We start from the raw sequence: 12,731 nt of genomic DNA on the forward strand, positions 1-12,731 counted from the left end.
TGTTTTGTATAATTATAGCATAATTTGACATTTCTTAGTAGTCCTTTTAATGTACCCTAAATGGCGATTAGTAGCGGTTTTTGGCTTCTCCTGATAGGATCCGAGCCATGCCCACTGCCTCCCTCGACACCCTCGTTTCCCTCTGCAAGCGGAGGGGCTTTATCTTCCCCGGATCGGAGATCTACGGTGGTTTAGCCAATACGTGGGACTACGGACCCCTGGGAGTGGAGCTCAAGAACCGGGTGAAGCGGGAATGGTGGAAGGCGTTCGTCCACAGGCGGCCGGACATGGTGGGGTTGGACGCTTCCATCCTCATGAACCGGAACGTGTGGGAAGCGAGCGGCCACGTGAGCAATTTCAACGACCCGATGGTGGATTGCAAAGCCTGCAAGAGCCGGTTCCGCGGCGACAAGCTGATCGAGGAAAAGCTGGGCGTGGAAGCGGCAACGTCCCTCACGCTCGAGGAAGTGCAGCCGAAAATGATGGAGGAGAAGATCCCCTGCCCCTCATGCGGCAAGGTGCAGTGGACCCCCGCCAAGAAGTTCAACATGATGTTCAAGACGCACCAGGGCGTGCTGGAAGACGAAGCTACGCTCGTGTACTTGCGGCCGGAAACCGCCCAGGGGATCTTCGTGAATTTCCGGAATATCACGGATACCATGAGGATGCGTTTACCTTTTGGGGTAGCGCAAATCGGCAAGGCGTTCCGCAACGAGATCACACCGGGGAACTTCACGTTCCGTACGCGCGAATTCGAGCAGATGGAGATCGAGTACTTCGTGGAGCCGGGCACGGAGGCGCCCGCGTTCGAGGAGTGGAAGGACACCGTGTGGGGCTGGTACCTGGGGCTCGGCATCGGCAAGGAGCGACTGCGCATCCGCGAGCATACCAAGGAAGAAATGGCCTTCTACAGCTCGCGGACCATCGACATCGAGTACGCTTTCCCCTGGGGCTGGGGGGAACTCTTCGGCCTCGCCAACCGCTCCGATTACGACCTCTCGCAACACGAAAAAACGAGCGGCCAGGACCTCAAGTACACCGACCCGGATGACGCCACCAAGAAATTCCTCCCCTTCGTCATCGAACCCAGCTTCGGGTGCGACCGCTCCGTGCTCACGTTCCTGCTTGAGGCGTACACGGAGGAGACGCTGCCCAACGGCGATACCAGGATCGTGATGAAATTCGATCCGCGCCTCGCGCCCGTCGACCTGGCTATTCTTCCGCTTTCGAAGAAGGAACACCTGATCGGTAAAGCAAAAGAACTGTATAACAAAATTGCTCATGAAACGGACCTCGTCTGCGATTTCGACGTCACCGGTTCCATCGGCAAGCGCTACCGCAGGCAGGATGAAATCGGCACGCCGCGCGCCGTGACGGTGGACTTCGGGACGCTGGGGGAGGATGGGAAGCAGGGCGAGAAGGACACCGTGACGATTCGGGACCGGGATTCCCTCAAGCAGGAGCGACTCACGATCGGGGAGTTGATGATGAAGTTGAATGTTGTGTCGTAGTTGGATTTAAAAGTTCAACCATCCGATCGAAGTAGGAGCAGTTTCTCTCCCCGCGAAGCAAAGTCTATACGTCTCTATTTAGTCTTCAGCTCGTGGTACTGGAAACTTTGAGAATATGGGCTTAATGAATATGTGATGCAACAGGTTACTCCAACCAAGAAGTTTCTTCCGATATTCCCATGCAATCAATTTGAACTTGAACGGCATGATGTAACGCAACCACCACTGCCACTTCAGTTCCTTCATCATCCAGTGCATCCTTGTCTGCCACGGCAATCCTTTCGACAACCGAAGTTCCGTACGCATAGTACCGATCCAATGAGAGGGTACTTTCTTCAATCTGTCTTTTCTGGGCAGTGATCGCAGTACCATATTCAAGAATAGACGAAATTCATTTTCTCCAGTCTCACGATGCGCCGTTCATGGTCCTTCCGTGCATCCTTGAGAACTTCTACCTCGTCTTTGTGTGCACCCAGGTAATCGTGGCGAAGCTGTTCCGTCTTAACATCAAAATGCCTCTTTGTTTCTTCAAAATATTTCCTTGTCTCTTCCCCAGAGCGCTGAATCTCATTCGTGAGATCTACAATGTTACGTTCAAGCCCCTTCATATCCTTCTTCGTCGCCCATTGCTGGCTACGCGATCGTCTAGCCGATGATGCCTTCTTCTTCATCATGGGCCGATCATGCTACCGCAGGAAGGAGACGGGAAGACAGCTGAGATGATTTCCTTTCCGTCACCTCGATTTAACCTGATCCAGAAGCCACGAAAGACGTTCCATCACCCCATGGAACTCCCCCGATTTCTCCAAATGGGATTGCGTGATGACCGCTTTTCCCCTATAAACTCCGTGCAACCCCGACCGATCGCCGTGGTCCTGTCCTCTCCGGAGGAACCCTCCACATCCGCGCGAGAAGACGTCGAGGCCAAGCCCCAAGGATCCCCCATCACCGGTGCATGATCAGGAGCACTCCGCTCCCCTTCCCTCATCCCGAATATTCTCATCTCCATTCAATCCCCCCCTCACCCCTTTCCCCTCTCCCCCATGGCCATTCCTTCCGAGAAAGAATTGCTCGCGAGCGCCGTCCACTTCGGCCACCGCAAAGAGAAATGGAATCCCAAGATGAAGCCGTACCTGTACGGCACGCGGAAGGGCATCCACATCTTCGACCTGGAGAAGACGCGCCTGCACCTGCAGCGCATGCTCGACGCACTCAAGAAGCTCCAAGTGGAGGGGAAAACGATCCTGTTCGTTTCCACCAAGCAACAGAGCATCCCCTTCATCGAGCACTTGGCGACCGTGCTCAACCAACCGATGGTCACCAAGAAGTGGATCCCGGGACTCCTCACAAACTGGCCCACCATCAAGCGCCGCCTGAAGTACTACCTGGACCTCCAGCGCTCCTTCCAGACGGGCGAGGTGGAGAAGTACACGAAGAAGGAGCAGACCGCCCTCCGCAAAAAACTGGCGAAGTTGGATAACGCGCTCGCCGGCGTTTCCCGCATGGCGGGCCTCCCCGATGCCGTGTTCATCTTGGACGCCCTGCGCGACCGCGTGGCCGTGCTGGAAGCAGCCAAGCTGAAGATCCCCGTCTTCGGCATCTGCGATTCCAACGCCGATCCGGACCATTTCGCCGCACTCGTCCCGGCCAACGATGACGCCGTCAAATCCATCGCCCTCCTCCTGCAGGCCGTGGAATCCGAACTCGCGGAGGCGACGCACGCCAAGAAACAGGCCATGGATGCGTCGGCGGAACTCCTTGCGAAAGGGGCCCCCGCGGCCGCGGCTCCCGCTGCCGTCCTCGCCACCGAGATGCGCGAGAAGCAGGCTTAACGTATCATTATTGTAAGGACGCGGCATGCAGCGTCCCTCCCTCTCTACCCCCCCACCGTATGTCCCCCATCACCGCAGCCGACGTCGCCGAACTCCGCGCCCGCACGGGCGTCTCCATGCTGGCCTGCAAGGAAGCACTGGAAGAGGCCAAGGGCGACCAGGAGAAAGCCATTGAGATCCTCCGTAAGCGCGGCATCGCCCAAGCCGTGAAGAAGGCGGACCGCACGCAGAACGAAGGCGCGCTTTTCGTGGCGCAAGGCCAAGGGAAAGCCGCGCTCGTCTCCCTCAAGTGCGAAACGGACTTCGTGGCGCGCAACGCGGATTTCCTCTCGTTCGGGCAGGGCATCGCCGAAACCCTCCTGGAGAAGGACCTGGACGCCGCAAAGGCCGATGCCGAGAAGCGCATGCCGGAGTTCGTCCAGAAGTTGGGTGAGAACATCACCCTGGGGGAGATGCAGGAAATCACCGCCCCCGCCATCGGGAGCTACGTGCACAGCAACCGCAAGATCGCCGTGGTCATCGGCCTAGACCTGAGCGGGGCGGAGAGCCGCGCCAAGGACGTTGCCATGCACGCCGCCGCCATGAATCCCGCCTACGTGTATCCGGACGACGTGCCGCAGGAGACGCTGGAGAAGGAACGGGAAATTTGGAAGGAGCAGCTGAAGAACGAGAAGAAACCCGAGAACATCCTGGACAAGATCATGCTGGGAAAGGAGAAGAAGTTCCGGGAAGAGAACGCTCTCATCAAACAGCCCTTCGTCAAGGACCAGAACATGACCGTGGAGAAGTATCTCGACGGCGCGCGCGTGGAGAGTTACGTGCGGGTGGTGATCTGATCAGCCCTTTCTCCCCGGATATTCGATATCCGAAAGGGGAATATCCTCCAGCGTCGCAGGGGACTTCCTGCGTACGACGCTCGCGATGACGTCGAACAGCCTCTTGCGGAAGACGTACCCCACCGTGCCTGCGGCGGCCGCGGCCACTGCGGTGCCCGCCAGGACATTCCGCGCGGCAGGGCTGAGGCCGAGGAAAGTCATTTGTTTGCAGGTGTTGGTGCAGTACTTGGTGCCGTCGCACTCCTCGCCCGCATCCGTCATACCGTCGCCGCAGCGGGGCAGCGTGCAATTGGAGCGGCACGTATCCGGCCGCAAGTCCGAGTTCACATTGTATCCCTGATCACACTGCTCGGTGCGCTGCACGATGCCGTCGCCGCAGGAGGGCACCATGCACCTGTTCGTACAGTCGTCCTCGGCAACGGTGTTGGCATCGTCGCACTGCTCGGCTTTTCTCCTCTGTAGGATCCCGTCGCCGCACGCCGGCAACAGGCACTTGGAGGTGCATTCGTCGTCATCGTTCATATTGCCGTCGTCGCATGCTTCCCCCGTCTCCCGCTGCACGAAGCCGTCGCCGCACTTGGGGCTCTGGCAGGTTTCCGTGCAGGAATCGCCATCGACGGTGTTCCCGTCATCGCACCCTTCCCCCGCATCCACCACGCCGTCCCCGCAGCGGGAAGCCTTGCATGAACGCCTGCAGGCGTTCGCCTGGGTATCGGAATTCGCGGGTCCGTAGTCGCATTCCTCGTTGCGCATCTCATCCGTATCCCGCACGCCGTCGCCGCAGTACGCCATCACGCAGTTGAGACGGCAAGCGTCGGCCGCCACGTTGGAATTCTGCGGCCCGTTATCGCAATCTTCGCCGCGGCTCTTCTGTACGATGCCGTCGCCGCAACGCGGTTGCGTACAACCCATGGTGCACTCGTCGTCGTCGTTGTCGTTGCCGTCGTCGCAGCTCTCGCTGTCCTGCTTGATACCGTCCCCGCAGGAAGGCAAACGGCAGTCGTTGCTGCAGGTATCGTCGTTCACCACGTTCCCGTCATCACACTGCTCCTTGCCCGTCTGCACAACGCCGTCGCCGCACCTCGCGATCTTGCAGGCATTGGTGCAGTTGTCTTCGTTGGCGTTGTTCTCGTCATCACACTCTTCCCGCTGCGCAGTGCGGTAGTCCTTTACGCCGTCGCCGCAAAAGGGCAGGAGGCAATCCAACCGGCAGGCATCCGGGCGGGTGGCGGAATTCCTCTGGCCGTCGTCGCACTGCTCGCCCTTCTCCACGATACCGTTACCGCACATGGTGGCGAGGGGCGGGGGGACGGAAGAGGCCGCACTGCTCTTGGAGCTCGCGGAAGAGGCTTTTGCGGAAGATGCGGCGGAAGAGGATTTGGCGGAAGAAGCCGCCGCGTGCAGCGAGGAGCTGCTGGTGGACGAAGCCGCCTTGGCGGTGGAGGATGACGAGGATTTGGGAGAGGAGGATGTGGAGGAACAAGCAGGCAGTATGCGTTTCTTGCAGCCCCCGATGCACCTGCCGTCCTCATCGCACACCGGCGTGGTGCAGGAGATGCCGCAGGCGGGTGCGGAGTAGCGTGTCTCCTCGCGCCACAGCCCCGTTTGCATGTCATAGACCATCGCCTTCTGCACGATGGGTTCGCACTGTTCCCCCAGGTGCGCGGAAATGATGCTGTCACCGCATGTGAGGTACTGGCATGTGGTGGAGCAATTGTTCGTCCCGTTGAAAGACGCCGTATCACACTGCTCTCCCGCGTCCAACCTCCCGTTCCCGCATGTGGCGATCGTCTTCGCCGTACTGCTGCCGGATGCTTGTGAGGAAACGGACGATGTGACCTGCGCCAAATACGTCGCCCCCGCTTCCGTGAGGAACGCGCGGGTGTTGCGGGTTTCCAGGGTGAGCGCACCCGACGCGACGAGGAATCCGACAACGGCCAAGGCCAGAGCGCTTGATGTGCGTTTCATGTTTTCTGTTCATTATAGCAAAAATCACGCTTTGCTTCCAGGAGTGTTTCGGGTTTTGGGCTCGCACCCAAGCCCCCCCCCGCGGCTCCGGAAGGTGAGCCGGATAGGGCGGGAAGGCATGCAGATGGAGCGGTATATTCCCATTGCAACGCCGCGCACGGCGTTTTCTAGGGGTTCCTCGCCAAAAAGGCACTGGCGAAGGACACCGGATTCGTGTATACTGAGAGTTGACTTATGGCAAAAGCAACCATCCTGTTCGCGGAAGATGACACGCTCCTCCGCAACATCTACACCAAGAAATTCACCATGGCAGGGTACGATGTCCGCCCCGCGGCGGACGGAGAAGAGGCCATACAACTCCTCTCCCAACTGAATCCCGACTTGCTCGTTCTGGACATCAGTATGCCGAAAGTGGACGGTTTCCAGGTATTGGAGCGCTTCCCCAAGGAACAGCGGAAATACCCCGTGGTGATGCTCACGAACTTCGACTTGGAAGAGTACCGCAAGCGCGGCAAGGAACTGGGCGCCGATGACTTCTTCGTGAAGAAGGACATGACCATCCGGTCGTTGCTGGAGATGGTGGAACGGTTGCTGGCGGAGAGGAAGCAACAGAAGTGATGCCGAGGTTGCCGACGATTCCGAGGAATGTCTTCGATGTACTCCGCAACCTCCCCACGACAGTTCCTCGGACTCTTCGGAATCCTCGGACTCTTCGGCATCCTCTTTACAAGTTCATCCACGCCAAGATCCTCCGCAGCCAGAGGAACGCCGGCGGCCCTTGGAGGGGTCGGCATTTGAGGATATCCGCACGCAGGACGTCGCGCAGCCTCACCACTGCGCGGCTGTAGCGGCCGGAGATGAGCACGTTCGTCTCGCCCATTTCGTCCAGGGAAGACTCCATCATGTTCGTAGATCCCACGAACGCCCGCTCGCGGTCCACCAACATCACCTTGCCGTGGATGATGCCGGGGTACAGGAACACACGGACGTGCTGGGGCGATCCTTCGTTGAGCAGCCGCCCCATGCTCTGCATATTGCTGTGGTGGTGCACGTCCACTTCCGCGGGCAGGATGACCGTGACGTGGATGCCTTCGCGGCTGCGTTGGGCGAGCGCACCCACCACCTTCGCATCGCTCAAGTAGCACTGCTCCAATACGATGCTCTCCCGCGCGGAGGCCACGAGGGACATCACTGTTCTCCGCATCTCCTTGCGGTTTTCCGTATTCATCACCAGGCGCACGGCATCGGAGGGCGCCTGGTCCCTGTTGCCGAGGTAGCGTGCCACCCCCAACCCGCCCTTGAGTTCCACCATGTAATCATGCCACCGCTCGTTGTACTCGTCGGCGATGTTCATGCCCGTCACGAGCATGGTGTGTTCGTCAATGATGAACACCTTGGAATGGTCATTGTGCGTCTGGTGCGAAATGCGGATGTGCGGATGGTTCCAGAAACGATGCCAGACGCCCTCACGTTGCCGCTTGGTGGAAAGAAAATCGCGTTCCAATTCGAACACGTCCCCCACCGCTTCCTTGTTGATGAACACCTTCACGCCGCGGTCGGCCACCTCCAACAGCACTTCCGCCATCTTCCGTCCGATGGTGTCATCCTTCCAGATGAAGGTCTGGATGATCACGGTGTGGTGAGCGCGCCGCAGGAGCACGATGGTGCGCGGAAACACCTCGCCGTCCACCCACAGGCGCGCGCGCGTCATGCGCGAAGTGGCCTGGGCCGCCTGCCGCGAGAAGAGCGACACCATGGTACGCAGGCGGAAGTACATGCGAAAACTTGCCACGCGACGCTGCCCGCGCTTGCCGAACATGTAGCGCGTGGCGCCGCGCCACATGGCGCGAATGGACCGCCGTCGGAGGATACGCGACCACTGCATCTTGGGAGAGATGATAGGACGGGGCGGGAGAGAGCGGAAGGCGAAGGAAAAGGATGCCGATCCCGAGGATGCCGAGGATCCCGAGGATGCCGAAGATTCCGACGAACTTTTGCAGAGTTGGAGCTTCTTCCCGACTTTCCTCGGAATCGTCGGAATCCTCGGAATCGTCTTAATAATCCCCTCTCAAAAGAGCTACAAACCTGCTATAATGGTACGATAGTCCTGTGACCCCTTCTCTCGTCGCCTTCGGCGTACTGCTCGCGCTGATCCTGGGTGTGTGGATCGGGCTCTTCGTGCTCCGCTTCTTTGCGGACCGGAGGCGGGAACACGAACTGGTGTTCATGCAGCTCCTCGTCCCCAAGAAGGAGAGCAAAGAGGACAAGGAAGTGGAATCCGAGCAATTCAGCACCGGCAAGGACTTCCGCGAGGTGTTGGGGGTGATGGACCACCTCTTCCAATCGCTGCACGGCATCCGTTCCAGCCGGTTCTCCCGCTTCTACAAAGGCCAGCCTTTCCTCTCGGTGGAGTACGCGGCGCTGGCGGGGGAAATTCTCTTCTTCATCGTCTGCCCGCGGAAGATCGCGCACCTGGTGGAGAAGCAGATCACGTCCTTCTACCCGGATACCATCGTGGACATTGTGGAGGACTATAACATCTTCACGGAACAGTCCGTGGCCACCGCGGACATCCTCCTCCCCGGCAAACCCTGGACATCCGTGTTCAAGACGTACCAGCAGCTGAAGAGCGACCCGCTCAACAACATCACGAACGCGTTCTCCAAACTGAAAGTGGAGGAGGGCGCAGCCGTGCAGTTTGTCATCCGTCCCCTGGCGCAGGGATGGCAGAGGAAGCTGCATGACGAGGCGCAGAAGCTCATCAACCCCAAGCGCCTCTCCCGCAACTGGTGGAACCCCCTTACGTGGATCGTGGCGGTCGTCGACCTGTTCACCCCCGGAGGGGAGAAGGACGAAGCCAAGGAGAACACCCCCACGGGCGAACGCGTCTCGCAGATGGTGGAGGAGTACAGCAAGGCGATCGACGACAAGGCGTCGGATCCCGGCTACCGCGTCGTCGTCCGCATTATCGCCTCGGCGCAAACGGCGCCCCGCGCCCAGCAGATCTTGGACGACGTGGCTGCGGGCTTCTCCCAATTCAACGCCGTCCTGGGCAACAGCTTCCGCCGCCCCCACTTCCGGGACCGCAAGGCGGTGGTGGAGCGGTTCATCCGACGCTGCCCCCGCCATACGCCCTGGTTCACGCTTACGGCCCACCGGATGCTCCTGGGCACCACGGAACTGGCCAGCTTTTTCCACCTGCCGAACATCAAGTACAACAAAGTGGAGACCATCAAGTGGCAGAACTTCAAGATGGCTCCCGGCCCCAAGAACGCCCCCAATGAGGGCCTCTTCCTCGGCTGGAATAACTTCCGCGGCGAACGCCGGAAGATCTACATGAAGAACGAGGACCGCTTCCGCCACTTCTACATCATCGGCCAAACGGGCACCGGCAAATCCTCCGTCATCCAGCTCATGGCGCGGCAGGACTTCAACACGCCGGGACGCGGCGTGGCTGTGGTGGACCCGCACGGCTCGCTCATCGAGGACCTGCTCCCCTACATTCCCCGCTCCCGCGCGGACGACGTGATCTACTTCAACCCGGCGGACACCGAACGCCCCATGGGATTGAACCTGCTGGAAGGAAGGACGCCGGAGGAGAGGGACCTCATCGCGCTGGACGCCATGAACATGATGGTGAAAATGTTCGGGGAAGAGATCTTCGGGCCGCGCATCCAGGACTACTTCCGCAACGGTTGCCTGACGCTGATGGAAGACGAGGAGGAGGGTGGCGCGATCACGGACCTCGTGCGGCTCTTCACCGACGACGAATGGCAGCGCTTCAAGGTGTCGCGGGTGAAGAATCCCATCGTGAAATCGTTCTGGGACAAGCAAATGGCCGCCACGGGCCAGCGCGAGAAGCAGGAGATGATCCCCTACTTCGCCGCCAAGTTCGGGCAGTTCACCACGAACACGTTGATCCGCAACATCGTGGGCCAGACGAAGAGCGCCTTCGACATCGCGGACGTGATGCAGAGCGGCAAGATCCTCCTCATGAACCTCTCGAAGGGGCTCATCGGCGACATCAACTCCACCCTCCTCGGCCTCATCGTGGTGAACAAGATACAAGTGGCCGCCATGCGCCGGCAGCGGCAGGATTCCGCCGCCCGCAAGGATTTCTTCCTCTACATCGACGAGTTCCAGAACTTCGTCACGCCGTCCATCGAATCCATCCTCTCCGAGGCACGGAAGTACCGCCTGGGGCTTATCCTCGCGCACCAGTACCTGGACCAGTTGGAAAAGGACAGCAAGCTGAGCGGCAACGTGAGCCTCAAGGGCGCCGTGTTCGGCAACGTGGGCACCATGATGTTCTACAAGATCGGCCCGCAGGACGCGGAAGTGTGCGCCAAGGAAATGGCGCCGGTGTTCAGCGAGCAGGACCTGGTAAACATGGACGCCTTTAAGGGCGCCATGAAGCTGAGCATCGAGGGCCAGCCTTCGCGCCCCTTCAGCATCGAAATCCCCCGCCCTTGGCTGGACCACACCTACACCAAGGACGCGCAGGCGGGCGAAGCCTTCAAGCAGCTCTCACGGCTCAAGTACGGGAGGGCGAGAGAATTCGTCGACAGGGAGATCCTGAGAAGGATAGGGGGGTGATACAATGGAAAAATGCAACAGCTCTCCGTCATCGTTTTTCGTACTACCGAAGGGAAGATCCTCCTCCAATTCCGTGACAGTGCGGCGCCCACGTCGCCGCTCGGATGGAGTTTCTTCGGCGGCATGGCGGAAGGCGAAGAAACCCCTGCCCAAGCCGTGATACGTGAAGTGAAGGAGGAACTGGAGAAAGAATTGTCCCCCGGGGACTTCCGCCTCATCGTCGAACGCGTATGGGACGACGAGAGCTCCGGGCAAAAGATCAACGTCCATCTCTACGAGGGGCTCCAACCCATGCAATGGGGTGATTTCGTCGTCCACGAAGGCGCGGGAGCGGCGTTCCTTACGAAGGACGAGATCGAACAACTGCCCGGCGTCTCGCTCCTGGCGAAGACATGGGTGAGGGATTATTGCTGAACGGCTTTCTTCCGTTGCGAGCGCGGACAGGGAGCGGGCCTCTCAGGCCGCCTTCCCCAACGGGAAAGGGAACGGGAATTGATCTTCATTTTTCCTGAACTCCTCCTCCAGCTGCTCGTGCGCGCGCAGGGAGAGTTCCGCGAGGTGCGCCGCGGACTGCGCCGTGGGATGGAGCAGGTGGGAACCGCAGGCGGACCACGCTTCGCGCGACGAGAGGTGGGATCCGTCATCGCTGGGCAGACGCCCGCCGTCCTTGCCGTAGAGCCCGAACCGCATCTTCATGCCGTACTGCCACTCGAAGTTGTCGGTGAGCGTCCAGAGCAGGGCGCCGGTGACGGGGACGTCCCCGTTCGCCGCCCGGATGATGGATGCCACGGAATCGAGGATCCACGCCGGACGCTTGCGGTCGGTGCGGTCGGCGAAGCCGAACTCGGAAATCCACAGTGGCATCCCCGGAAACATATGGGAGGCGCGCCGGAGGATATCCTCCAAGCCCCGGGGGTAGACCTCCGTATCGGGGAAATCGCTCCACGTGTGCGGGTTCAAGCCGCGAAGGGTGAGGAACGGCCAGTGCAAGCGGAAGTTCAAGCGGCTGCGGCAATAGTACTGGAGACCGACGAAATCGCTCGCCACCCCCCACTGCATCCGCTCCACCAGTCCCCACCCCGCGAAGTCATTGAGGAAGGGGACCATGGACCCCGCCACGTTGTGGGTCATCCCCACGTGCACCGTCCGCTCATCGGGGAAACCCGCTGCGCGCGCGGCTTCGTGGAGGGCCTCGTAGGCGATGCGATGCATGGCCTTCAGTTTCCCCTCCAGCTTCAAGGCCTTGAGGAAGCGGTGACGCCGGTAGGGCGGAAAATCGCCCACGACGTAGGGCGTCACCGTCATGCAGACGGGTTCATTGAGGGTGATGAAATGGGTGACGAGCGGCAGTTCGCTCCAGAGCGCCGTATCCACGCCCGGTTCCCCCGCCAGCGCTTCGCGTATGGCGACGCGGTCGAAGAGGGAGGCGGCGACGTTCTGCACGTAGAAGCGGAAGTGCGCCACGATGTCCGGGTGCTCCAGAGCGCCGCGGCGCATGCCGCCGCGGGAGTCGTACGCCGCGAAGCGCTTGGGGTACGTCCAGTGGTGGAGCGTGACGATGGGTGTGAGCCCCAATATGCGGCAGCGGACGATGGTGCGGATGGAGCGCGCCATCACGTCCGGGAGGAACAATCCCGGCTCGGGGCAGAGTTCCGCAAAGTCCAGGGAGATGCGGATGGCGTTCCCCCCCAGCTCCGCCGCGGCATCCAGGATCTTCCGCTCGTGGAGGTACGAGGACGGCAGCTCTTCGCGCATCACGGGCACTTGGATCCCCGTCTCCTCCCCGCGCAATGCGCGCTTGACCTCCTCGCCCCACTCGCTCTGGTCATGCGACGGGTTCATCTGCCAATCGCTCGTTGCGGTGCCCACGAACCTCAGAGGACGCTGCAGGAGGAAGGATGATCCCGACGCCTGATTTTTGTGATCTGTTTGCGACATTCGTCTAATACATATTATATCACTGATTTCTTTACCTGTCTATCTCCTGC

Annotated in this window: 12 protein-coding genes; 8 read left to right on the top strand and 4 right to left on the bottom strand. The window is 60.2% G+C overall.

Features of this window, described 5'->3' with window-relative positions; all coding sequences use genetic code 11:
* Nucleotides 1-107 precede the first annotated feature (107 nt).
* On the top strand, nucleotides 108-1,511 hold the full coding sequence (locus WC698_02980; protein ID MFA6039200.1) for a glycine--tRNA ligase: 1,404 nt from the start codon (nucleotides 108-110) through the stop codon (nucleotides 1,509-1,511).
* 374 nt (nucleotides 1,512-1,885) lie between these two features.
* On the opposite strand, the gene WC698_02985 is transcribed toward WC698_02980, so the two are convergent.
* On the bottom strand, nucleotides 1,886-2,185 hold the full coding sequence (locus WC698_02985; GenBank protein MFA6039201.1) for a hypothetical protein: 300 nt from the start codon (nucleotides 2,183-2,185) through the stop codon (nucleotides 1,886-1,888).
* 111 nt (nucleotides 2,186-2,296) lie between these two features.
* Here WC698_02985 and WC698_02990 point away from each other — a divergent pair, with 111 nt between their 5' ends.
* From WC698_02990 to tsf, 3 genes are all read left to right on the top strand, one after another.
* Nucleotides 2,297-2,470, top strand: coding sequence for a hypothetical protein (locus WC698_02990; GenBank protein MFA6039202.1), 174 nt, complete (start codon nucleotides 2,297-2,299; stop codon nucleotides 2,468-2,470).
* 84 nt (nucleotides 2,471-2,554) lie between these two features.
* Nucleotides 2,555-3,343 (top strand): 30S ribosomal protein S2, encoded by a 789-nt coding sequence (gene rpsB / locus WC698_02995; protein MFA6039203.1) that lies wholly within the window; start codon nucleotides 2,555-2,557, stop codon nucleotides 3,341-3,343.
* 59 nt (nucleotides 3,344-3,402) lie between these two features.
* Nucleotides 3,403-4,179, top strand: coding sequence for a translation elongation factor Ts (tsf, locus tag WC698_03000; protein MFA6039204.1), 777 nt, complete (start codon nucleotides 3,403-3,405; stop codon nucleotides 4,177-4,179).
* On the opposite strand, the gene WC698_03005 is transcribed toward tsf, so the two are convergent.
* Nucleotides 4,180-6,147, bottom strand: a complete 1,968-nt coding sequence (locus WC698_03005; protein MFA6039205.1) for a DUF4215 domain-containing protein — start codon at nucleotides 6,145-6,147, stop codon at nucleotides 4,180-4,182.
* 234 nt (nucleotides 6,148-6,381) lie between these two features.
* Here WC698_03005 and WC698_03010 point away from each other — a divergent pair, with 234 nt between their 5' ends.
* Complete coding sequence (locus WC698_03010; GenBank protein MFA6039206.1) at nucleotides 6,382-6,765, top strand: response regulator; 384 nt, start codon at nucleotides 6,382-6,384, stop codon at nucleotides 6,763-6,765.
* Nucleotides 6,766-6,871: 106 nt separating this feature from the next.
* Here WC698_03010 and WC698_03015 read toward each other — a convergent pair whose 3' ends face one another.
* Entirely contained in the window at nucleotides 6,872-7,990 is a 1,119-nt protein-coding gene (locus tag WC698_03015; protein ID MFA6039207.1) for a phosphatidylserine/phosphatidylglycerophosphate/cardiolipin synthase family protein, read from the bottom strand.
* 7 nt (nucleotides 7,991-7,997) lie between these two features.
* Between WC698_03015 and WC698_03020 the strand changes: the two genes are divergently transcribed.
* The 3 genes from WC698_03020 to WC698_03030 are packed head-to-tail and all read left to right on the top strand — an operon-like array spanning nucleotide 7,998 to nucleotide 11,157.
* Nucleotides 7,998-8,252 carry a hypothetical protein gene (locus WC698_03020; protein ID MFA6039208.1) on the top strand — a complete coding sequence of 85 codons (255 nt, stop codon included), beginning with the start codon at nucleotides 7,998-8,000 and terminating at the stop codon, nucleotides 8,250-8,252.
* A 4-nt stretch (nucleotides 8,253-8,256) separates the two neighbouring features.
* Nucleotides 8,257-10,743 (top strand): type IV secretion system DNA-binding domain-containing protein, encoded by a 2,487-nt coding sequence (locus WC698_03025; GenBank protein ID MFA6039209.1) that lies wholly within the window; start codon nucleotides 8,257-8,259, stop codon nucleotides 10,741-10,743.
* A 12-nt stretch (nucleotides 10,744-10,755) separates the two neighbouring features.
* The gene (locus tag WC698_03030; GenBank protein ID MFA6039210.1) at nucleotides 10,756-11,157 is read left to right on the top strand and encodes an NUDIX domain-containing protein; all 402 of its coding nucleotides are present in this window, start codon (nucleotides 10,756-10,758) and stop codon (nucleotides 11,155-11,157) included.
* Nucleotides 11,158-11,199: 42 nt separating this feature from the next.
* Here WC698_03030 and WC698_03035 read toward each other — a convergent pair whose 3' ends face one another.
* On the bottom strand, nucleotides 11,200-12,681 hold the full coding sequence (locus WC698_03035) for a family 1 glycosylhydrolase (GenBank protein MFA6039211.1): 1,482 nt from the start codon (nucleotides 12,679-12,681) through the stop codon (nucleotides 11,200-11,202).
* Nucleotides 12,682-12,731: the final 50 nt, after the last annotated feature.

This window comes from Candidatus Peribacteraceae bacterium, from assembly GCA_041661065.1.
Lineage (GTDB): Bacteria > Patescibacteriota > Gracilibacteria > Peribacterales > Peribacteraceae > CAIKAD01.

What these genes read in the sequence shown, in the direction of transcription:
- WC698_02980 (MFA6039200.1), top strand. Translation starts at nt 108, where the DNA reads ATGCCCACTGCCTCCCTCGACACCCTCGTTTCCCTCTGCAAGCGGAGG.
- WC698_02985 (MFA6039201.1), bottom strand. Translation starts at nt 2,185, where the DNA reads ATGATGAAGAAGAAGGCATCATCGGCTAGACGATCGCGTAGCCAGCAA.
- WC698_02990 (MFA6039202.1), top strand. Translation starts at nt 2,297, where the DNA reads ATGGAACTCCCCCGATTTCTCCAAATGGGATTGCGTGATGACCGCTTT.
- rpsB (MFA6039203.1), top strand. Translation starts at nt 2,555, where the DNA reads ATGGCCATTCCTTCCGAGAAAGAATTGCTCGCGAGCGCCGTCCACTTC.
- tsf (MFA6039204.1), top strand. Translation starts at nt 3,403, where the DNA reads ATGTCCCCCATCACCGCAGCCGACGTCGCCGAACTCCGCGCCCGCACG.
- WC698_03005 (MFA6039205.1), bottom strand. Translation starts at nt 6,147, where the DNA reads ATGAAACGCACATCAAGCGCTCTGGCCTTGGCCGTTGTCGGATTCCTC.
- WC698_03010 (MFA6039206.1), top strand. Translation starts at nt 6,382, where the DNA reads ATGGCAAAAGCAACCATCCTGTTCGCGGAAGATGACACGCTCCTCCGC.
- WC698_03015 (MFA6039207.1), bottom strand. Translation starts at nt 7,990, where the DNA reads ATGTGGCGCGGCGCCACGCGCTACATGTTCGGCAAGCGCGGGCAGCGT.
- WC698_03020 (MFA6039208.1), top strand. Translation starts at nt 7,998, where the DNA reads ATGGACCGCCGTCGGAGGATACGCGACCACTGCATCTTGGGAGAGATG.
- WC698_03030 (MFA6039210.1), top strand. Translation starts at nt 10,756, where the DNA reads ATGCAACAGCTCTCCGTCATCGTTTTTCGTACTACCGAAGGGAAGATC.
- WC698_03035 (MFA6039211.1), bottom strand. Translation starts at nt 12,681, where the DNA reads ATGTCGCAAACAGATCACAAAAATCAGGCGTCGGGATCATCCTTCCTC.